21 protein-coding genes are annotated in these 21,543 nt (G+C 46.5%); 3 read left to right on the top strand and 18 right to left on the bottom strand.

Annotated elements, in window-relative coordinates:
• Window positions 1-5: 5 nt before the first annotated feature.
• The 14 genes from ACLVWR_RS05915 to galU form a co-directional block, all read right to left on the bottom strand.
• On the bottom strand, window positions 6-980 hold the full coding sequence (locus ACLVWR_RS05915; RefSeq protein ID WP_413582952.1) for a P-loop NTPase: 975 nt from the start codon (window positions 978-980) through the stop codon (window positions 6-8).
• A gap of 8 nt (window positions 981-988) precedes the next feature.
• Complete coding sequence (tsaB, locus tag ACLVWR_RS05910) at window positions 989-1,693, bottom strand: tRNA (adenosine(37)-N6)-threonylcarbamoyltransferase complex dimerization subunit type 1 TsaB (RefSeq protein WP_413582951.1); 705 nt, start codon at window positions 1,691-1,693, stop codon at window positions 989-991.
• A complete protein-coding gene (gene rseP, locus ACLVWR_RS05905; RefSeq protein ID WP_413582950.1) occupies window positions 1,690-3,366 on the bottom strand; it encodes an RIP metalloprotease RseP in 1,677 nt (558 codons plus the stop codon). Before rseP ends, tsaB begins: the two co-directional genes overlap by 4 nt.
• Before the next feature lie 76 nt (window positions 3,367-3,442).
• Window positions 3,443-4,276 (bottom strand): phosphatidate cytidylyltransferase, encoded by an 834-nt coding sequence (locus tag ACLVWR_RS05900; RefSeq protein ID WP_413582949.1) that lies wholly within the window; start codon window positions 4,274-4,276, stop codon window positions 3,443-3,445.
• Window positions 4,248-4,979, bottom strand: a complete 732-nt coding sequence (locus ACLVWR_RS05895) for an isoprenyl transferase (protein ID WP_413582948.1) — start codon at window positions 4,977-4,979, stop codon at window positions 4,248-4,250. The genes ACLVWR_RS05900 and ACLVWR_RS05895 overlap by 29 nt, the downstream gene beginning before the upstream one ends.
• Window positions 4,980-4,993: 14 nt before the next feature.
• A complete protein-coding gene (frr, locus tag ACLVWR_RS05890) occupies window positions 4,994-5,560 on the bottom strand; it encodes a ribosome recycling factor (protein WP_340598080.1) in 567 nt (188 codons plus the stop codon).
• 22 nt (window positions 5,561-5,582) lie between these two features.
• A complete protein-coding gene (gene pyrH / locus ACLVWR_RS05885) occupies window positions 5,583-6,296 on the bottom strand; it encodes a UMP kinase (RefSeq protein ID WP_413582947.1) in 714 nt (237 codons plus the stop codon).
• 1 nt (window position 6,297) lies between these two features.
• Window positions 6,298-7,224, bottom strand: a complete 927-nt coding sequence (gene tsf / locus ACLVWR_RS05880; RefSeq protein ID WP_413582946.1) for a translation elongation factor Ts — start codon at window positions 7,222-7,224, stop codon at window positions 6,298-6,300.
• 155 nt (window positions 7,225-7,379) lie between these two features.
• Window positions 7,380-8,306 (bottom strand): 30S ribosomal protein S2, encoded by a 927-nt coding sequence (gene rpsB, locus ACLVWR_RS05875; protein WP_413582945.1) that lies wholly within the window; start codon window positions 8,304-8,306, stop codon window positions 7,380-7,382.
• A gap of 266 nt (window positions 8,307-8,572) precedes the next feature.
• Window positions 8,573-9,712 carry an NAD(P)-binding protein gene (locus ACLVWR_RS05870; protein WP_413582944.1) on the bottom strand — a complete coding sequence of 380 codons (1,140 nt, stop codon included), beginning with the start codon at window positions 9,710-9,712 and terminating at the stop codon, window positions 8,573-8,575.
• 53 nt (window positions 9,713-9,765) lie between these two features.
• Complete coding sequence (locus ACLVWR_RS05865) at window positions 9,766-10,602, bottom strand: CFI-box-CTERM domain-containing protein (protein ID WP_413582943.1); 837 nt, start codon at window positions 10,600-10,602, stop codon at window positions 9,766-9,768.
• Window positions 10,603-10,659: 57 nt separating this feature from the next.
• Window positions 10,660-12,699 (bottom strand): primosomal protein N', encoded by a 2,040-nt coding sequence (priA, locus tag ACLVWR_RS05860; RefSeq protein WP_413582942.1) that lies wholly within the window; start codon window positions 12,697-12,699, stop codon window positions 10,660-10,662.
• Entirely contained in the window at window positions 12,696-13,550 is an 855-nt protein-coding gene (locus ACLVWR_RS05855) for a hypothetical protein (protein ID WP_413582941.1), read from the bottom strand. The genes priA and ACLVWR_RS05855 overlap by 4 nt, the downstream gene beginning before the upstream one ends.
• Window positions 13,551-13,562: 12 nt before the next feature.
• Window positions 13,563-14,447 (bottom strand): UTP--glucose-1-phosphate uridylyltransferase GalU, encoded by an 885-nt coding sequence (galU, locus tag ACLVWR_RS05850; protein WP_413582940.1) that lies wholly within the window; start codon window positions 14,445-14,447, stop codon window positions 13,563-13,565.
• A 131-nt stretch (window positions 14,448-14,578) separates the two neighbouring features.
• Between galU and ACLVWR_RS05845 the strand changes: the two genes are divergently transcribed.
• The gene (locus tag ACLVWR_RS05845) at window positions 14,579-15,850 is read left to right on the top strand and encodes a hypothetical protein (protein ID WP_413582939.1); all 1,272 of its coding nucleotides are present in this window, start codon (window positions 14,579-14,581) and stop codon (window positions 15,848-15,850) included.
• Here the strand turns inward: ACLVWR_RS05845 and ACLVWR_RS05840 are convergent.
• Window positions 15,847-16,953, bottom strand: a complete 1,107-nt coding sequence (locus tag ACLVWR_RS05840) for a M23 family metallopeptidase (protein ID WP_413582938.1) — start codon at window positions 16,951-16,953, stop codon at window positions 15,847-15,849. The two genes, ACLVWR_RS05845 and ACLVWR_RS05840, sit on opposite strands and share 4 nt — an antisense overlap.
• 79 nt (window positions 16,954-17,032) lie before the next feature.
• Between ACLVWR_RS05840 and ACLVWR_RS05835 the strand changes: the two genes are divergently transcribed.
• Entirely contained in the window at window positions 17,033-17,779 is a 747-nt protein-coding gene (locus ACLVWR_RS05835; RefSeq protein WP_413582937.1) for a hypothetical protein, read from the top strand.
• 95 nt (window positions 17,780-17,874) lie between these two features.
• The gene (locus ACLVWR_RS05830; protein WP_340598068.1) at window positions 17,875-18,003 is read left to right on the top strand and encodes a hypothetical protein; all 129 of its coding nucleotides are present in this window, start codon (window positions 17,875-17,877) and stop codon (window positions 18,001-18,003) included.
• Window positions 18,004-18,081: 78 nt separating this feature from the next.
• Here the strand turns inward: ACLVWR_RS05830 and ACLVWR_RS05825 are convergent, their stop codons facing one another.
• From ACLVWR_RS05825 to ACLVWR_RS05815, 3 genes are all read right to left on the bottom strand, one after another.
• Entirely contained in the window at window positions 18,082-19,443 is a 1,362-nt protein-coding gene (locus ACLVWR_RS05825; RefSeq protein WP_413582936.1) for an energy transducer TonB, read from the bottom strand.
• A 106-nt stretch (window positions 19,444-19,549) separates the two neighbouring features.
• Window positions 19,550-20,662: a beta-N-acetylhexosaminidase gene (nagZ, locus tag ACLVWR_RS05820; RefSeq protein ID WP_413582935.1), complete on the bottom strand. Its 1,113-nt coding sequence runs from the start codon at window positions 20,660-20,662 to the stop codon at window positions 19,550-19,552.
• A 1-nt stretch (window position 20,663) separates the two neighbouring features.
• The gene (locus tag ACLVWR_RS05815; protein ID WP_413582934.1) at window positions 20,664-21,527 is read right to left on the bottom strand and encodes a hypothetical protein; all 864 of its coding nucleotides are present in this window, start codon (window positions 21,525-21,527) and stop codon (window positions 20,664-20,666) included.
• Window positions 21,528-21,543 lie beyond the last annotated feature (16 nt).

Here is a 21,543-nt window from a genome sequence, read left to right as displayed (position 1 = left end):
ACCTATTATACTACGGCGCGAAGCTCCTCGGGATCAATAAGTTGTTTGCACGTGGTTAAAAATTGTCCCGCCAGACCTGTGAATGGTTGGGCGAATAGCACGTGTTCACGGCCTTTGACTGACTGCCACACTGCATTGTCGAAATCGATCGCACCCGCAAAATCAATACTAAGGTCGTAGTACTTGTTGCAGACGCTTTTAATCCCGTAACCCAGTTCAGCGTTATTTTGGTAGCGGCAATTGTTAACCAACAAGCGAACCGGCTTATTCGTCATACTTTCGAAGAAGTCATAATTCAATCCGGTTTGTTCTTTCAGGAAGGAACGGAATGAAAATGGTTTACCCAATGTGCGTTGGCGGTGACTGCGCAACGTGGAGATCATATTGCCGTAGGCATCAGGTGTGGAATCCTGTTTTAGCGTATGGCAGACAAAGGCTTCAATAAAGCGATAGGTTTTTTCAATGCTGGTAGGTTCTGGTGTTGTGACCAAAAACTTTTCATCGGCAGCTTTAAAAAGTTCCAAGTGCGGTTCAAGAGCACCGGCACCCAAATCCACGATCACGTAGTCAGCGCGCAAAGAGTGAAGCTGCGGGATGAGGGATTGAATCTGCTCCATAGTAAAGTCGATTGGAGACCAGGAATCCCAGAAACCCTGTACGTAAGAAAGATTTTGATGTTGAGTCGGAATCACCAGTTCTTGAAGTGTTTTTACGCCTTCGAAGTAGTGGCGAATGTTCATATGAGAAGGTTTGATGCCCATCACGGTGTGAATATTTGCACCGCTGAGATCAAGATCCACGATGACGACCGAGTGACCAAGTTTTGAAAGCGTGATTCCCAAACTTGAAGAAACAAACGTTTTGCCGACGCCGCCCTTGCCAGAAGCTGTAACCCAAATTTTGGCTGCAGCCTTGTCTTTGGAAGAAGAGTTTTTGAAAGCTAAAACATCGTTGTTTTCTTGTTCGAAGTCGCGATCCATGGACTGTCCTATTTCAAGGGGGAAATTAATATTCCTTTTTTAGTCTCTTCGGCTTCAGATGCGCGAATATAAAGGGGAATAAACGATTTCCAGTCCAAAGTTTGACCGCGTTCGGCGCGTTTCTCTGCCATTAACCCCAAAGTTTTTGCCAAAGGCTCATTGGGAAATGCGGAGTTCAGATGCATTTTCATTTTTAGTTCTTCGGGAAAGTACTCGTGATAGGTCTCCCAACCGTCACCAACAACCGTGACATCGCGATCGATGTGTTGGGAAAGTTCGCGTACAGGAATGGCGGCTGGACCTTTTAGGTACACGGGTTCATCACCCGAACAATCGAACATTCCAAGGTACACCATGTTCTTGTAAGCATTCATGATTGCCAGAACCGGGAGCTTGGATTCGCGAGCTTGCTGAGCCAGCAACATCAAAGAATCTATGGTGACCATGGGTTTATTAAAGCTATACGCGTAAGTTTTGCCAGCGTTGGCTGCGACACGAATACCTGTAAAACTCCCTGGACCTTGCCCGACGGCAAAGACATCAATGTCTTCCAGTCGAAGACCGGCTGTTTCTAAAGTTCTTTCAACAAATGGGGAAATGATTTCGGTATGAGACTTTTGTCGCTGAGAGGATTCTTCAGCGACGATTTTTCCATCTTGAATAACAGCGACCCCGCCTAGCAGGGTGCTGGTTTCCATTGCGAGTATCTTCATAGACTAAAGATGCGAGTAAAATCATTGAACAAGGCAAAGATCATCAAGCTCATCAACAAAGCCATACCGACTTGTTGGGCGATCTCCATCTTGCGCAAACTCAGCGGAGCTCCTTTTATTACCTCGATGGTATAGAACACCAAGTGTCCACCATCAAGCACTGGAATTGGCAAAAGATTCAGAATGAACAGATTCACAGAGATAATTGCCATCATCTGTAAGAAAGGAGTGATACCAATTTTATATGTTTCACTGGCTGCCTGACCGATTGAAATGACGCCGCCAATATTCTTAGGGGAGATTTTAGCCTCAAACAGGCGAACAAAGCTCATCACTGTCATCACAGTGAAATCCCAAGTTTTCTCGGTACCACGAACAAGTGCTTCGATCGGGTTGTTGGTGCGCACCACCAGTGTTTCTGGAGTGGAAAGGTTCACAACAGGTGCAATACCAATTGTGTAGCGCTTTTCCTCGGTGCCTGCAGCCGTCATCTGCGTGGTCATTTTAGGAGTGATCTTCAAATCTACGATCTGGCCCTCACGTTGAACTTTGATATCAACCGGGTTTTTGCCATCAAATGATTTGATATTGGCAATAACGTCGTCCCATTTGTTCAAAACAATGTTGTTGATTGAAACCAGGCGGTCGCCCTCTTTCAATCCCGCTGCTTTTGCCGGGGAGTTGTCCATGACTTTACTTAGATAAAGCTCAGAGGACTCAAGACCCAGATTGCTCATCGTGAAAGTTTTCATGCTTTCAAGTGGCGCCAGAGTCACAGTAAGAGCCTTGTCTTCTTTGTCGCCCTCGCGTTTGCCCATAATATCCAAAGACAATGGTGCGCTAACGTTGGCTTTTTCAAGTGCCGCTTGCAGTTCTCTCCAGTGGCTGACTTTGGATCCGTTGATGCCGACAATGGAATCGCCGGTACGCAGACCCAAGGCAAATAGAGCGGTGTTTGGAATCACGCCCACCGTTGTGCCAGCAGAAAGAGCTGTAAGGCCTTCAACATTGGCCATGTAGTCATAGGCACTTAGGATGTTGGGATTTGGTTCAGCCTTCGCAAGGACAGAAACTTTTGATTCCTCTGGGCTGCCTTCGTGTTGAACGACGACATCAAGGTGCAGATCCTGATTGGCTTTAAGACTTAGAACGTTTTGGATTTCTTCCCATGTTCCGATTTTCTTATCGTTAATGGAAATTACGCGGTCTCCGGAACGGAAGCCAGCAGTGTAAGCGGCAGTATCTTGTTTGATATCACCAAGCATCGGTGCTTTTGCATCTTCACCGATGAAGGCCACCATCATTAGTACGAAGATGGCAAAAAAGAAGTTCATCAAAGGACCGGCAAGAACAACAGCGATACGCTGCCATACCGTCTTATGCGTGAACGCAACCTTTTTGTCTTCCTCGGAAATCTCAACGCCTGGTTGTTCACCAAACATTTTAACGTATCCACCAAGTGGGATAATGGAAAGGGCGTAGGTAGTATCGCCTTTTTTGTATTTTAGGATTTTTTTACCGAAGCCCAAGCTGAAAACTTCGACTCTAACACCACACCAACGGGCCACCAGGAAATGCCCCAATTCGTGAACGAAGATTAAAATACCCAGTAGAATGACGAATGGTAGAACTACTGATAAACCGCTGTGAATTAAATTTAATAGCATTTCCATCCGGTTATTCTAATTGGTTAGAGCTTCCCGGAGCTACTAAATTACAAAATATATGTCGAGGTGCTCGACTTTATTCTTACGACGAAAGATGAGATAGGATCACAACTCCAAGCAGAATTACAGGACTTGCGAATAGGACACCGTCAATTCGATCCAAGACCCCGCCGTGGCCAGGCATGATTTTTCCGGAGTCTTTTACGTCCGCAACCCTTTTTAGCAAAGACTCAAAGAAGTCTCCGAATTGACCGACAAATCCTGAGACAGCGGCAAGTCCCAAAATGAAATACCATGGGTAATCCACCAGCAAAAACTTCCAGCAAAGGAAGCCCGCAAGAACAGAACCAACGATACCACCGAAAGACCCTTCCCAGGTTTTCTTAGGGGAAACGGTAGGCATTACTTTGTGTTTTCCGATCAAGACACCGAAGCAATAAGCCATCGTGTCGCCAGCAAATACCACTGCGAGCAAATAAATGAACCAAGAAAGACCGGCTTCCTGATCCAGCAAGCGATATGCGAATGACGGCAAAAGACCCACGTACATCAATCCCAAAGCGGAGTGGGCTTGAAACTTGGTCATGCGTTGCAGATCGCCGGATTTGTGCAGCTGCAAAAGGCTGATGATGGTTAAAACAATCATGGAAAGTGCGAAGATGATAGCACCCAAGTTCAAAGCCATCGTGGATACGAAAAAGACGAACAAAGTTAGTGCGAAAAATGCACCTTTTAGCAGGAAGGAATTTTCGGACTTAAACAGAATGCCCAGAAGTTCCCAAGCACTAAAAACAACCGCGACGGCAATGATGATTTTAAGTCCCTGAATTTTTAGGAAATAATAAAGTGCAAAAATAATTGCCAATGCCACGATGGCAGAGGCGGCTCTAGTTAGAAAGCTTTTCCAAGTTGTCATTTGTAGAGACCTTGCCATAGCGGCGTTGTCTCACGGAAAAAGCATTTAAGGCTTCCTCAAGATGAGCTTCTGTGAAGTTAGGCCACAGAGTTTCCGTGAAGTAGAATTCCGAATAAGCGGCCTGCCATAGTAAGAAGTTTGATAGTCTTTGCTCGCCGCTAGTTCTAACAATCAAATCAGGATCTGGAGTCGGATACGTGCTTAACGAAGTGCTAATCAAAGCCTCATCGATCTCATCAGGTTTAATTTCGCCTTTAGCCACCATCTGTGCAATATCACGGACAGCTGAAGTCATTTCCTGGCGAGAGCCATAACTCAAGGCAAAGACCAGGTTCAGGCCTGTGCATTGAGCTGTAGCTTCGCGAGCTTGCTTGATTGCGTTGAAAACATCTGAAGGAACTTTTGATAGATCACCGATCACGGAGAAGCGGATATTTTCCTTAACCAAGTTACTTGTTTCCTTTGCCAGATATCGGCGCAGGATTTTCATAAGGAAAGATACTTCAGCCTGAGGGCGGAACCAATTTTCAGTAGAGAATGCGTATAGGGTAAGGTTTTTGATACCTTTGCGGGAGCATGCTGTGATGATTTTTTTAGCCACACGCGTACCTTTGATATGACCAAAAGTACGTGGCTTTCGCTTGAGCTGAGCCCAACGACCGTTACCATCCATAATGATTGCAATATGCTTAGGTAGAGTCACCGGGCTCCCAAACCTTAGATAGTCAAAATTGACTTTTCTTTTTCGTCAGCGATTTGATCCACTTTTTTGATCATATCGTCTGTCACTTTTTGAATGTCTGCTTCACCTTTTTTAGCTTCGTCTTCGCTTAGAGGTGCTTTTTTGTCAGCTTTCATTTTTTTGATAGCTTCATTTGCATCACGACGAGCCATACGAACAGCTACGCGTGCTTCTTCAGCGATTTTCTTAACTTGTTTTGCAAGGTCTTTACGGCGTTCTTCAGTTACGTCAGGGACTTTCAAACGAATCACTTTGCCGTCATTCATTGGAGCCATGCCCAATTCAGATTTAATGATCGCTTGTTCGATGTCTTTAAGGATAGATACTTCCCAAGGCGCGATAAGGAAAGATTTCGCATCTGGAGTAGATACGGAAGCGACTTGTGATAGTGGAGAAGGATTGCCGTAGTAGTTTACGCGAACGCCATCAAGCATTGAAACTTGAGCGCGGCCTGTACGGATTTTTTTAAGCTCTTCACCCAAAGCAAGAATGGATTTGTCCATTTGTGCTTGAGCAGTCTTTTTGATGTCAGCAATTGCCATGTTGAGACTCCTTAGTTGGACCCTAGTGAACCAGGGTGCCGATGTTTTCACCTTGAACAGCTTTAAGGATATTCCCTGGAACTGAAAGGTCAAAAGTAATAATCGGTAGTTTGTTATCCATGCACATAGAGATCGCAGTTGAGTCCATAACTTGGAGACCGCGATTCAGTACTTCGATGTAGCTGATCTTTTCGAATTTCTTCGCATCAGCATGTTTCACAGGGTCTTTATCGTAGATACCGTCAACTTTAGTCGCCTTCATGATCACTTCAGCATCGATTTCCATCGCGCGAAGAGAAGCGGCTGTATCTGTTGTGAAATAAGGGTTTCCGGTACCGGCACCGAAGATCACCAAGCGATTTTTCTCCAAATGGCGAATAGCTCTGCGGCGGATATAAGGCTCTGCGATTTCAGCCATTTCGATGGCTGTTTGTACACGGGTTGGAACACCGGCTTTTTCAAGAGCATCTTGCAAAGCCAGGGCATTGATACAAGTCGCAAGCATACCCATGTAGTCTGCACTTGCGCGATCCATGCCTTCAGCAGAAGCGGCAACACCACGATAGATGTTACCGCCACCGATGACGAGACCAATTTGAACGCCTGCCTTGTAAGCCTCTGCTACGTCATGCGCAATCTGTGTGATTGTCGCAGTGTTGATACCAGTTCCTTGCTTTCCAGCAAGAGCCTCACCACTTAACTTTAGCAAAATACGCTTATAGATAGGCGCTTTCAAATTAGTGTCCTTTCATTTGAGCTGCAACTTCAGCTGCGAAGTCGTTGGATTTCTTTTCGATACCAGCGCCCAATTCGAAACGTACGAAACGCTTAACTGTAACGTCTGCTCCAACTTCTTTACCAACGTTTTTCGCCAAATCAGAAACTTTCAAGTCCGGATTTTTAACGAAAGCTTGGTCCATCAAGCAGTTCTCAGCCAAGAACTTGCGGATTTGACCTTCAACGATTTTTTCGATCATTTCAGGTTTTTTGCCAGACTCTAGGTTTTTAGCAGTTAGGATTTCTTTTTCTTTAGAAACAACGTCCGCAGGGATTTGCTCAGAAGAAATAGCCATTGGGTTCATCGCAGCGATGTGCAAAGCAACGTCTTGTGCGAATGTTTTCAATGCTGGGTTAGTTACAGCTTCTGGTTTAGAAACAGCAACTTCAATCATAACACCGATTTTGCCTTCACCGTGAACGTACGTGTGAACCAAAGTGTTCGCAGCAGCAGTGTACTTCTCTTGACGGCGAAGAACGATTTTCTCACCGATAGTTGCAGTAGCTTCTGTGAAAAGGTCGCCCAATTTTTTAGAAGAATCTTTAGAGAAAGCTTGAGTCAAAACGTCCGCAGCAAGTTCAGTTTTGAACATGTGCTCAGCAACGTCGGCTGCCAAAGCTTTGAAACCGTCATTGCGAGCAACGAAGTCAGTTTCAGAGTTGATTTCCATAACAAGACCAGTTGTGCCGTTAAGTAGTGCGAATACCGCACCTTCAGCAGCAATACGGTCAGCTTTTTTAGCTGCAGCGCCAAGACCTTTAACGCGCAACCATTCAACAGCAGCATCGAAATCGCCAGAAGTCGCTTCAAGCGCCTTTTTGCAATCCATCATACCTGCGTTAGTTTTTTCTCTTAGCTCTTTAACAAGAGTAGCTGAAATAGACATTAGGAAGACTCCTTATAATAAGAACAGTAATAAAGATCTTTATCAAAAACTCTCTGGTGAAACCGGAGAGTGGGAATCCGCCGTCGCTGAAGCTATGGCGGACACGCAAAGAGAAGGGTGGTCAAGCCACCCTTTCTTCAGAGACCAGTCTGAGACTACTCAGCTGATTCGTCTTTGTTTTCAAGCTCAGCTTGGATCTCAACTTCTTCTGCTGTACCAGCAGCAACAAGTTTGCGACCTTTGTTGGCTTTAACAACTGCTGGACCAGCAGCTTTTTTAGGAGCTTCTTTCGCGCCAGCTTTAGCAGCAGGAGCACGACGTTTAGGAGCTGCCTCGTCACCTTTAGCTTCCTTAGCAACGTCAGATTGTTTATCTGTCATTGTGCGGATTTTTTGTTCCCAAGTTTTAGCGCCTTCGATGTAAGCGTCAGCAACTAGGTTAGTGAACAATTTGATAGAACGGATTGCATCGTCGTTCCCTGGAATTGGGTAGTCGATAGAATCTGGATCAGAGTTTGTATCAGCGATACCAACAACAGTCATACCCAAGCGTTTAGCTTCAGCAACTGCGATGTGTTCTTTTGGAAGGTCTACTACGAACATTACAGAAGGCATTTCTTTCATGTCGCGGATACCGTTCAAGAACTCAGACAAACGAAGGTATTCTTTTTCGATTTTTGCGCGCTCTTTTTTAGTAAGGTAGTTGAATTCGCCTTTTTCTTTCATAGCATCAACTTTACGAAGACGATCGATAGAAGATTTGATCGTTTCGAAGTTAGTCATCATGCCGCCCAACCAACGTTTAGTAACGTAGTATTGACCGCATTTTGCTGCTGCTTCTTGAACAGGCTCGATAGCTTGTTTTTTAGTACCAACGAAGATCATGCGACCACCGTTAGCAGCGATTTCTTTTACGTATTCAGCAGCTTTGTTCGCACGAACAACAGTTTTTTGCAGGTCGATAATATGGATACCGCCGCGAGCTGTGTAAACGTAAGGTTTCATTTTTGGGTTCCAACGCTGTGTTTGGTGTCCGAAGTGAACTCCAGCGTCTAGCATTTCTTTCATGGTAACTTGTGCCATGGTAGTACGTCCTTTCTGGTTAATCCTCCTCTAGTGCAGAGCCAGCTTTTTTTGTTTCGCCGGAAGACCCCTTTTTCAGTACTCGGGGACCAGGTTGTGCTCTAGAGTGTGTTATTGTTGGACTCACGGGATATCATAGCGTGGCATGGAAGAGCAAGGATCTTTTGCTCAGTCTGGTAGCAGAGTTTCTCGAATGAAAAGCTGCAAAAAGAAACGCCGCAGCATTTCTGCGACGGCGTCAATCAAATATATGTAATTTCAATAACTTACATGCTTGCTTCAGCAAAGTCCTCGGCCGGAGCCTCGGAGACTGCGGTTTTCTCAACTTTGAAGCCGAGGGAAGCAATTATCATTTCTGCCTGCAAAAGAGACCCTACAAGGTTCTTTTGATCGTTCAAAGTGGAAGAGGCCACCCAAAGATTCTCAAGGCTTGGGATCGTTTGATTTGCACTCAACTTAAGGTCGCCATTGCCGGCGATGTACGGAGCCACAAAAATTCGCTCAAGCTTGATGTCGTCCAAAGCTTCTGGATAAGCGCGTTTGATTTGGCGTTTGATTTTTTTCAATGCCATTCCCACAACTTCGCTATCGTCAGTCATTTCGGTTTCAATGAAGGTGATCCATTGGGAAGCCTGCAGTTGGCTGCCATCAACCTCAACGGCTGGCATAAAGCGACCGGCGCAAGGGCCGATCTCATCCTGAGTTGTGCCGTTAAGAACATGAACTGCCGTTGATTCAGTCACAGCTTTGCTGTGGCAGATATCAAGGCACAGTGCCGTCCAATAATTGTTTTTACCCAGTTTGGAGCGTGCACGCGCGGAGATCGCGTCCTCAGGAAGCAAAATAGAAAGATCGCGAACTGTGCCGGCGAAGATAAAGTTGTGAGCATGAATCGTTTTCGAGCCGTTGACAGTCACGGATGTAACTCGATCGCCTTCCTGGTGGAATTTTGTCACATAGGAGCGTGGGGCGAAATCGCCTTTGAATTGCTCCATCAGCATCTGTGCCCATTGGAATGGTTGCAGCTGCAGATCAATGCGTTTGCTTGAAGTAAAATAGGAAAGCTCTTCCCAGAATGCTGGCGGATTTTCGCCGAAACCGAGGAAGGTTTTGAAGTTTCCAGAATCGTAAGTGACAGGTGCTTCTTCAGAAACATCTGCAATCACCTTTTGATCCAATAGATTTTCCAAAAAGCCCAAAGCTTTTTCCGAGGAAACAGAATCAGGAACAAAGCGGATGCCGTTGTTGATAGGGCCTGTTGGGAAATTAATTTGTTTGTTTGAGCCGGCGGAATTATCCAAACCTTCAAGCAAAACGATGTTCTTGGTTTCGCGGCTTAAAGCTGCTGCGATACTAAGACCTGTCAAACCACTACCGATAATTGCGTAATCAAAAATATGAGCCATGTAAATACCTTCCACCACAAGGCTGGGCCTTTGCAAGAAGGAAGGCTTTAGAATTATCGGCTAACGCATTTAATCAATGTGCGCAGTACGGCTCTGACAGCGGGTTTGAGCCAGGAGTGCTTATCGAGTGAGCACGCTATAGAAGGGGAAATTCTGTAGTAAAAGTAAATAAACTTACGACCGAGGAACGATTCTTTCAAAGTTTCATCTCGGAAACCACGCAGTGTTTGAACTTCGTAAGCCTGAGGACCGAACGCGGAAGTTGCAATAAAACAGCGTGGACGCTCTTTGTCGGCAAGCTTCAGGAAGTTTTTAACAATATTCGGATTTTTGGCAGTGCGAACAAATGACTCGGCCTTTTTAATGATATCCGGATAAATCGGTGTGAATTGCACAAACATCGCCAATTGCTTTGCAGAATTCTGCATGCGCTCATGATAGCGATCGTGAGTGTCATAAATGCGCATCAGATCCCAGTAAACGGAAGCAACCACTGTAAGCTCTGTATGGCGAGCGCTTTCTTTGAAGGCTTCAGGGCGCAACTTATCGCCTTTTTTAACCTCAAACACGATATCCAGAATTTTCAGATATTTTTCGTAAGAGATTGCGGCTTCGGCATACATTTTCTGACCCATGGAATTGCGTGCTTGCTTGATTAGCTGCACGCGGCTTTTCCAAAGTGTCATGCGATGCTGTTCGCGAGCCCGCTCTTGTGCCATCAATACGCCGCCACTACTTGTGACAGCCGTTCTGCGCAAATCAGAAATACATCCTGCACACACTTCCGGTGGTAGATTGGCTTCGCCTGCTTGCTGCAATTTCGCAGCAAGATCGCCCTCGATAGGGTGAAGCTCAGTTACTTGTATTCCGCAGCGCGGGCATTGAATCATATCAGTCCTTGTGCGACCACTGTGCGCACTTCTATAAGTGTAGATCGCAGAACTGATTTAAAGCAAATTCATTGGATCAATGTCGATGATAATTTTAACTCCCGACGGGACCCATTCCTGGTCACCAAGGAGCTGTCTGGAGAATGGATTCGTTAAAGAGCCTTGCGGCGATTTTACGAGGAGATGATATCGGAATTGTCCTCGTAGTTTTGCAAGTGCGGCCTCAGCTGGCCCCAGTACTTCGACTGCTTTATATTTCTCAACTTGGGCCTTTAGGCTGTGAGCACGTCTGGCTAAAAGTCGAGCGGTCTCTTCGACGGCATTCAATTTGGTTCCTTGAATACGGAAGCTCACAAGCTTTCCGCAAGGTGGATAATTCAAAGCTTCGCGAACGTTCAGTTCGTGAGTGGCAAAACCTTCAAAGTCATGATTGCGTGCGAACACCAGGCTGTCATGTTCAGTGTTGAAAGTCTGAATGATAACCAAGCCGGGGCTTTCGCCTTCTTTGACGTGACGACCGCTTCGGCCACTCATTTGAGTCATCAACTGAAAGCTTCGTTCGGTTGCGCGAAAATCCGGAAGGTTGAAGCCAACATCGGCCAGCACCAAGCCCACAAGCTTAAGCTTCGGAAAGTCCAATCCCTTGGCGATCATTTGTGTTCCCACCAGAATATCGATCTCACCGCTCTCCATTCTGGCAATCAGGTCTTCCAGATCCGCGCGACTTTGAATTTCATCTCGATCAGCTCGAGCAATAACTTTTCCCGGGAACAGTCTTGTAAGATCGGTTTCCAATAGTTCAGTGCCAAGTCCAATGGCTTCAAGCTCGCCCTCTTTGCAATCGGGGCATCTTTTTTTCATTTGCTCGTGATAATCGCAGTAGTGACATACCAAGTGCGAGCCAGCGTGCAAGGTGAGCGAGATATCACAGTTAGGACATTCGCGTGTGTGACCGCATGCCGGGCATACGACCATTTGAGCAATGCCGCGACGATTTAAAAACAAGGCGCTTTGATCGCCACGTTCTGCCGTTTCGCGCATGCGTTCGAAAAGTTGCGGGCTCATCCAATATGGAAGGTGAGAGTATTTTTCGACCATCAGTTTTTGATGATCGTCGTCCGCCTTTTGCTTTCTTAAATCAATGACTTCAATTTCCGGAAGAGAGCGGTTGGCCACGCGGTTCTTCAGTGGATGCAGATGGTAACGGCCTTCCTGTGCATTTTTCCAGGTTTCAAGGCTTGGGGTGGCAGAACCCAGAACCACCGGGCAGTTCATGATTTTACCCATCATGACGGCGGCATCTCTGCCATTGTATTTCAGTTTTTCATCCTGCTTGTAGGAAGGCTCATGCTCCTCATCGACAATAATAAGTCCCAAGTCAGGAACCGGGCAGAACAAGGCGGAGCGGGCGCCAATCAAAATTGATTTTCGTCCCTCAACCACATCCCACCACTGGTTGGTGCGTTCGCGATCGGTCAGTTGCGAATGCAAGGCTGCGATCTTGTCGCCAAAGCGTCGTGCAAACCTTTGGATCAGCTGAGGCGTCAGTGAAATCTCTGGAACCAGCACCAATCCGCGTTTGCCCTCTTTAAGGGCTTTATCCAGCAGGCGCAGATAGACTTCCGTTTTTCCGGACCCTGTCACACCGAATAGTAGGTGTGTTGAAAATCCCTGGTGTTGGGCGATGGCATCAATACTTGTTTTTTGTTCCGGTGTCAGGTCTGGAAGCTTGTCGCTTTCCAGCTGTGGAATCACCGGCGCTCGTTTGCTGGCGCGCTGTTTGTCTGTTTTCTTCAGGGGAGGAAAGGCAGACTGAACGACTTGTCCGACAGGATGCAGATAATAGGAACCCAGCCACTCCAACCATTTTACAAATGCGTCGGGGAGCGGTGCATACTCATCATCAATGGAATCAATCGCTTTTATTTTAAATTCAGGGACTTCAGTTGTAGGTCCGAGTATGAGGCCTTTGGTTTTTCTTTTTCCGAGTGGAACATTGACCAATTGACCGCGAACGAGAGGCTCTGATGAACTGTATGTTAAAGCTTCTGGAAGAGGGGCATCAACTGCCACTCTCCAGAGAGAAGCTTCACTCATCTAAACCTCGAATAGAATTCAATCACGGCGTCTTTTGCTGAAAGTTTATCAAGGCCATCCAGTTTTGTATTCATGTCCAGCGAGTTTGGCTGGAATTGTGAAGCAGCCGTTGCAGGACGAGCCGAAGCACTGATCAGGCGGATCGTTGCTGTATTATTACCCCAGCGAATCGTGCGGGTGCGAGGATAATGCAGACCCTTGGCGAACTGATTGTAGTTATCCGCAGTCATTTCCACCTGGCTAGGCAGGCGAACTTTGCGAACCACAAACTGATCCTGTTCGATCCACAGACCCGGATAATTGTTCTTGTCGTCTTCAGGTGTTGGTGTTCCAAAGGCGTAATTTACGGCGCCACCAGTGCGGGAGTAGCGCACCCAGCTTTCCGCATCGTACTTGATGTCGTCGCCTTTTTTTGCAGTCAAACGTTTGGAATAGGCGCCGGCCGGAATGATTTTCATTGAAGCCAGAGTGTTTGCGAAGATTTCCGGGTTTCTGAAATTCAAATACTTTTCCAGAAAATCGTCAGGAGTTTTGTCGCTTTTTCTGTTGCCGTTCAAAACCGTCCAGCGCTGTCCGCCAGCATAAAGAAATTGCATGCGGAAATTACCCTGCAACTCCTTGGTTCCAGTTACAGTCAGGCGCATTGTGCGATCATTATCGATCAACCAGGTTTCACGAACCAGAATAGTGTCGTCGCCGTTTGCAAACTGCACTTCCTGTTCAACAGCGTAAATACCACTGCCTGCATTATCAGAAGTTTTTTGCAGAATCGTTCTGGTTGGAAGGATGAAAGCGGACCCCAAAGCGGGAGCCAGCACACCAATCAGACTCGCAAGTAAAACTTTTTTCATACAACTCTCCAGCTACTTAAGAATTTTTGCCAAATCCAGGATGTAGGACTTTAAATCCGCACTCAGTTCCGGGTTTTTAAGCGCAAGCTCAATATTGGCCTGCAGATATCCCAGCTTATCACCAGCATCGTAGCGATCGGCAGTAAAAGTCATCGCATTAAGACCTTTTTGCTGGCACAGCAGCTTCATGCTGTCGGTTAATTGGATTTCACCATTCAGCGAAGGCTGCGCATTGCTTAGAAGATCCATGATGGAGTTATCAAATACGTAGCGACCAGGCAGAGCCCAGCGGCTTTTCGTTTCAGTTGGTTTTGGTTTTTCAACCAGAGAAGTCACCTTGAAGAATCCTGGGGATTTCTCCTCGACTTCGGCGATACCGTACTTTGAAACATCTTTTTCAGAAACTTTCATGACCGAAATTGTGGAAGTGCCGGTTTCTTCAAAGGATCGCACCAACTGTGAAGTTACGTTGGGCTCCCCATTGGCTTCCATAGTGATCTCGTCACCCAAAAGGACTGCAAAAGGTTCCTTGCCAACGATAGGCAGGCCGCAGTGAACGGCGTGGCCCAGACCCAATGCGTGTTTTTGTCTGATGCTGATGATATTTGCGGAGTCACGCGCTTTGGTGACACGCTCAAGGAGTTTGGACTTTCCATCGCGTTCCAATTTATCTTCAAGCTCGTATGACATATCGAAGAAATCTTCGATGGAGTGTTTTCCGCGACCCGCAATCAATACGATATCTTCAATGCCTGCTTTGATGGCTTCCTCGACAACATAAAGAATGATCGGAGCATCAACGATAGTAAGCATTTCTTTTGGAACAGTTTTGGTTGCCGGAAGAAATCGGGTACCTAGACCTGCGGCTGGAATTATGGCTTTTTTTACTTTAGACATGCTCTTAAAATCGCAAACGTTTCATTCTAATACAAGTCATAACGAAATATGCTGCGAATGGGCTTCCAACCTGTTTTTTGTCAGATATGTACCCAGCATCGTGTTATCGTTGAAGTACGGGGGAATTTTCCATGAAAATGCCAAACAAGCAAACAACGGTGAAAGTCGCCGGTGTCATAGCTGCCTCATTCGCGCTTGTTGTTTCCTTTCAAAACTGCGGAAAGGCCGGTTTCGATTCGTCTTTGGATGAAACGGGTGATTATGGCAGCTTGGACGCGGCGCTCACCTCAAAATACGGTTCGCAAACGGCATCGAAAGTTTCTTCAGTTCCCTTTGCCTTTGATGGTGGATTTGACCAGATTTCCTATAACTCTTGCGCAGAATCAAATTTGGCTACAAGCAACGCTTACTATGCGATCAGAGCAGGTGCCTACCAATCCATGGGCATGAAGGTTCAGGACAGTTACTATACCTATGTGGAATCAAATTTCTCTCCTGTTTATCCCGCAACCTCAGTAACCAAGGCGCAGTTCGCAGAGTATCTGGGAGATTCTCCGGCGAATATTAATGTTATGCCGACCATGGCAGTGCGTGATCGTGCGAATTTAACGAGCGTTTATTCTGCAAGTGGTTCTTTGACGTTGAATACCGATGTGGTTCCGATGGCAGATGTGCTTTCATCTTCCTATATCATGGAGTCCTTGCTAAGCAATCGTGGTCAGATGGTTCGCTACTATCCATACTCCACGAACTCCCGCACACTTGAAGCGAATTTGAAGTTCAACTCAGATCAAAGTATTTCTCAAAGTTTGCGCGATATCCTGCAGTCTGCAGGTCAGTTGACGATGACTTACCTGAACAGCACTACGAATGTGGGCTCGGTTGTTTCTTCCGGGTCAACCAACAAAGCGTCTGCATATGGTCGTGGTTACCGCATGTCCTTCGGGCAGCCTCTGAATATTGCAAACGGCTTTTCGCCATTGAATGTTTTGCATGTGTTGCAGGAAGTGGATTTGAATACAGGAAATGTGATTTCGGCTTCTTGGAATTGCAACCGCAGATATAAAATCTATCTGGCTCGTGACGCTGCTTCTTGTCCGGCGCACACGGCGGCGGAAATCGCGGTTAATGCGACTCTTCGCTATGAACTTGAAGTGGTTCGTCGTCATTTCCGTGCAGATCAATGGGATGTGAATGTGACGAATGGTTGCATGGTTCCTAAGGCGACAGTGCCTTCATGCTATGTGGAAAACACTGTGAATAACGTGGCACAAGGTGTGGAGTATAATTCCGCAGCTTCCTGCTACAATCCACTGATCGGCAGTGTATCAGCTGCTTATCCAAATCAAGTCATTCCAACAAAACGTTGCGCCAACTACGCAACGATCTGTCTTAAGAATTAATTCTGAGCCACTTGTGAAGCCAGTACCTGATGCATGTTCTTCGGGTACGGCTTGATATACTTTAACGGATCCACCATTCTGCCGTTCAGTTTGATCGCAAAATGAAGATGTGCCCGAGTGCAGTAGCCGGTGCATCCGACTTCACCAATTTTATCTCCTGGCGCCAGTTGCAATCCCTGTTTTATGCGACGATCAATTTTATAAAGATGATTATAAGCTGACTCAATTCCGTGGGCGTGGCGCAGAACTATGTAATTTCCCGCCGCTCGATTGTGACCATAGCGAACCACGATGCCTTTTCTTGCCGCCAAAACCGGTTCACCAATCGGTAATTCGAAATCAACTCCAAGATGTGGAGTTTTTCTTTTGGTGATGGGGTGCAGTCTGTTTGGTTGAAACCTGCTGGCGATTTTAATGTAGTTCACAGGGGCATAGAAGGCGCGCTTTTCCTGCAGGTCCTGATCGTTAAAGAACACTCCGCCGTACTTGGATTTCACGAACTTCTTATGAACTTGTTCGCCGTCAATCTCCAGCGAAGCCTGTAGAATCTCTCCGTATTTTACAAACTGACCCTCTTCATACTTCTTTTCAACTGTGAACCAGAAAGGGGCGCCTCGGCGCAAACCCCGGAATGATTTCAGGTCGAATGCATAGGCGTCCATAAAGCGGGTTGCAACCCAGTTGCTATTTAATTTCGGAAGAATTGATCCCAGGATGGAGCCGTGAACTTTTCCATCAATGCGCAAAACATTGGTTTTAAATTTTGGATTGTACTGACCGGCTTGAACTTTGCCGTTCTTTTTAAGAATGCGAAATGCGTCAGATGTCTGGGAGTCGAACATGCGCAGTTCGATCTCTCCTGAGGTTTTACGAACTAAATACTTGGTATCCAGAGTGAGAAACAGTCGGCGCAATCCCACATCTGAAGCCAGGACAGATTCGCGTTCACGTGAGGTGAAGCCATTATTGCGCAGAATGCTTATCAGATTGTCTCCGGATCTTATCTGTTTCGCAGTAAAGTTGTTGGCGTTGGCGTGAACTGATTGATAGTATGTGACGACTAAAATGACAGTGCATATGATGCGTGCGAGGTGTTGATTCATGCTCCATCCTTTGAGCTTAGTAAAAAAACTTTCTGTTTTTCTTCTGCTTTATCTTAGCTCGATACAAGCAGTAGCCCAAGTGTATAATTCTTCGGCGTCAGTAGCAGCTGGCGGAACTGGACGTGCGGCTGTGGAGCCAGGAGATGCAAGTTTCCTGAATCCCGCAACCATGGCTCATTTGGGCGGAAGATTTATTTACACGTCATTTGCGCAAGATGAATTCGCAGCTTTTTTGAGTGATAACACAAAAGAGAGCACCATTCCTGCTGCAGGTGCGTACGTGCAAAAGACCACTGAGATCGAAAATCTTGGAGAGCTGAAGGAACATGATATTGCCATCACGATGGCAGAAATGTTTTTGAATAAATGGACAGTGGGTTTGAGTGTTCATTATTTGGAGCAAAGTTTGCCGGCATCCTCGTTCACTTCCTATAACGCGGACCTGGGCCTTCTTTATACTCCAGTGGACAGTATTGGCTTGGGTTTGGTCGGATATAACCTGTTTGGGCCTCCTTCCAACGTTCCGGAAGAGATCCGCAAAAAAACCAAAGTGGGGGCGGGATTTAACTATATTTATAGAAGTTTCGCCCGCTTTAGAGCCGATGCCGATTCCGAGGGATTCATTGGTTTGGGGCTTGAAACCTTCTTAAATCGCTTTACAGTCTTCAGATTCGGCTTTTCCGATGATTTTGACGAGTCCCAGCCGCGTGCTTCGGTAGGGGCGGGGTTCAGTGGACCCCGGTTCCGATTAAACTACGCTTATTACGGGAATACACAAAAATCGTCAGATTACAGGCATTCGATTGACTTGATTATTCCCTTTTGATAGTTAACTCGTTCTGTCTAGCCTATCCCGGCTTTGACGGGTAATAGCGCACTTCGGCACGGCCGGAGTTTTAATAAATATTCCGGGGGTAAACCGTGGCTTCTAAAACTAAAAAAACTGAATACATTCGCGAAAAGAAAAAAACTACTAGCGGTAAAAAACGTAAAGCGGCTATCCGTACTAAAGGTACAACTAAGTCTGCTAAAACTCTTTTCAAAGACTAATTAGCCTCGTGCTTTGAAAAAGTAAAAAGCCTTTGGGTTCACCAAAGGCTTTTTGCGTTTGTGCTGATTGTGACTGGCTTAAAGCTGGCCAACGGCTGTTCTTAGGCGGCCTTTCACTTCTTGAACGCCACCTTTAAGATCCCAAGAGAATGGCATTTCCACCCAGCCTTCTTGTCCTGGATAGAATCTCCAGGATTTAAGGGCTGCCAAAGTTTTCTTATCCAGATTTCTATATCCAGTGGACTGCTTCATTTTGAATTGAACAGGGACGCCATCTTTTGTGATGTAAGCTTCAAAGCTGACTTTACCCTGATGACCTTGAAGGCGTTCGTCTTCACTGTACTGTGGTCTTTTATTTCCCGGCATTTGCTTTAGTTGATCCAGACTTCTTACGCCTGTTGGTGCACCAGCGATTTCTTCGCCGGCTTTATCCAATCCGTTATTACCAGCGCCGGCTCCGGCTTTTTCACCTTTACCGCCACCGTTGCCACCAAGTCCGTTTCCTTCTTTAGCAGAGTTTGCGGCAGCAGCAGCGGCAGCTGCCTGAGCAGCTTGAGCAGCCGCTTTCTCAGAAGCCATGGCGGAGGCAACAGCCTTGGCGTTTCTGTTGCGAAGATTCTTTTGTGACTCTGCAAGAGCTGCGGCTTGTGCGCTGTTTTGATCTTCCAGTGATTGCATATCACTATCATGATTGGATTTCAGTGCATGAGCCATGGCGCTCATTTCAGCTTCTTCTTTGGCAAGCTTGCTTGCGGATTTGTTGTCGATGTCGTCGAAATCCTTATTAAGGTCCTCGTCGATGTTTGCTTCTGATTTTTGATCGGCGATTTCAGCGGCATCAAGTTCTGGGGAGTTGATATCGTCAATAGTCATCGGAGCCGCTTTGAATGTTGTTTTCGCAGGGACCGCTTTGGCGGCTGCAGCAGCTACTGGAGCTGGTTTGCTGACTTCAGCAGGGAATAGATCATCAACTGGCTCAGGTAATGTTTCATCTATTGCAACTGGCGCTGCCACAACAGCTTTGGCTGCGGATTCATTCTGAACAGGCATGGCTGGAGCAGAAGCGGCCTCTTTTACCGGTAACTTGCCAGGAATCTTTTCTGGCAATGCAGTTTCAAGTTTTGCAGGTGAACCGCCTTGAGTGGGCTCCACATCGGCACCCTTGGTTGCCTGGTGAATGACCGGCTCTTCCAGTTCAATAGTGATAGTTTCAGTTTTAAGTTCGTTGGCCAACGGCACGCTTAATACTGCCATGGCCACGGCTGCAGCTATATGCATGGCCACGGACATGGACATAAAACGTGGGGATTTATTTGATTCTGGCGGGCGGGGAGCCGGGATTTTAAAATCCGGAATGAAATCCAATCCTGCAGTACCCGACGTGAATAAATCGAGCTGTCTTTCGGACTCAAAATTTTCGTTTTTTGGATCGAATTTCATAAAAACTCCTCTGCCAACCTAGAGGAGCATTATCAATTCCCAGGCCAACCCCAGGCGCCGCAGGCTGCAGCTTGGACCCCAGGGGTGGGAACTTTTTACATGACTGTTACTCTGGCAGTAACCCATCCGGAGTCGTGCCGTTGTTAATAGCTGACGCGATCTTTAGGTGCTCAGCGTGCCCAACGATCTTGATCACCTCTTCCATTGGAAGTGGATCTGGGTTGGCAAGCTTGGCTTTCTTCAACTCAAGAATACGCTTATGATTTTCTTCCAACTGGGACTGATTCAAAGAGCCTTGAGCCACAGCTCCAAGCAATGCTTCAACAGCAATCGGTGGGACATCAAATTCGTTGCAGTACAAAAGTAAATCACAACCCGCTTGAAGAGCGCGAACAGGAATCTCCTCGATATCATAGTGTGCTGACATCGCCTTCATGCCCAGATCATCTGTGATCACAAGTCCGCGGTAACGCAGCTCTTCTTTGATCATTTTCTTAACGAAAATTTCTGAAAGAGTGACAGGCCATTCAGGATCGATATTTGGAAACTTAATATGCGAAGTCATCACCATATCGACGCGGGACTTGAAGGCTTTCTTGAATGGAATCAACTCACAGCTTTCCAAGCGTGCCTTATCCAGGTTCTCAACAGGAAGATCTTCGTGGCTGTCCAGCAAAGTATTCCCGTGACCAGGAAAGTGTTTTGCGCAAGTGATGATATCGGCTTTGATATAACCACGCACCAAGGCGGAGGCATGTTTAGCCACCATCTCAGGATCGGAGCTGATGGATCTGTCGCCAATCACTTTGTTGGCATCGTTGGTGAATACGTCAACGGAAGGGGCAAAATCCAGATTGATTCCTACGGAGCGAAGCTCCTGTCCCATGCGGTTGGCAAAATGAAATGAAACCGTCGGAGCATCCAGATCGCCCAACTTTCTAAGAGCCGGCCAAACGGTGAACGGAGGTTTCAGGCGATGAACACGGCCGCCTTCCATGTCAATTCCGATGAACAACGGAGCCTTGTCGGCTTGTTTGTGTCTAAGAGATTGAATTTCCGCGCAGAGGTCGTGAACTTGTTTTGGATCAGCCACGTTTCTGCCAAACAGGCAGATGCCGCCAATGTTTTTTTCAACGATAAATTTCTTTTCATCAGCAGTCAGTGAATGACCTTGAATACCGATGAACATGTGTTGTCCGATTACTTGATTGATTCCCATATTATTGACCCGGTTCAGTTTCTGGTTGTGTCGTTGGAGTAGGAGCTTGTACAGGTGCGCCGATTGTTGCCGCGGGAGCAGTTTGTTTTGCTTTTTTTCCTTGGGCAACCACGTTTTGAGTTCCGGCAGGGACCGTTCCAAACAATGTCTTCAATATTGTGGCACTGTAGGACTGACCATTTGTGGCTTCGGCCGGAGTCGCTACCAATTCAGTAGAGATTCCAGTACCCATCGCATTGGTGGCGATGACTTCGCCACGTTCATTGACGTAGCTTAGGAATTTTGAGTCCTTGTAGGTGTTTAAAATTTTAAAAACCTTGTAGTCGTTGAACATTTGTTCTTTGCCGACCAATGCCTGACCTTTTGAAATTCCGGCATCTTCTTCAGCGATGGCTTGATACTCATACTTGGTTTCTGAACGAAGGCCTTCTTTGCTTTTCAGCATCAGATAAACCAGGAAAGTCGAAAGGAAAGTTCCTTTGGGGATCTTCTTTTCAATTTTCGAGGATTTCCCATTGGTGCTGACCAAGGCAGTCATGGCGCCGGCTTTGAACTTGGCATCAATGATCTTGGTGTCCTTGCCAGCTAGCGAGGTGTATTCGTAGGAAATTGGCGCCAGCTCAGAATCGGCAGTGGCTTTAAGGCTTTCAGTCGTTTCAGTGGGCCCTTTTCCGGTTTTAATAAAGTAAGTCGAAATAAAGTGTTTCTTCTTGTCGTCAAACTCATAGCGACTGATCACGTAACCGATGTGATCTTCACCGGCGTTGATTTTAGAATATCCCTCAAACAAAACGGCGGCACTGGAAGCCAGTGGAGCAGTGATTGTTGAGAAGACGATTAGGGCAGATAGAATTTTACGGACCATCGTCGAGATTCCCCTT

Source organism: Bdellovibrio sp. HCB288 (assembly GCF_047305935.1).
In the GTDB taxonomy this organism is placed as follows: Bacteria; Bdellovibrionota; Bdellovibrionia; order Bdellovibrionales; family Bdellovibrionaceae; genus Bdellovibrio.
This window is presented reverse-complemented; position numbering and strand designations above follow the sequence as displayed.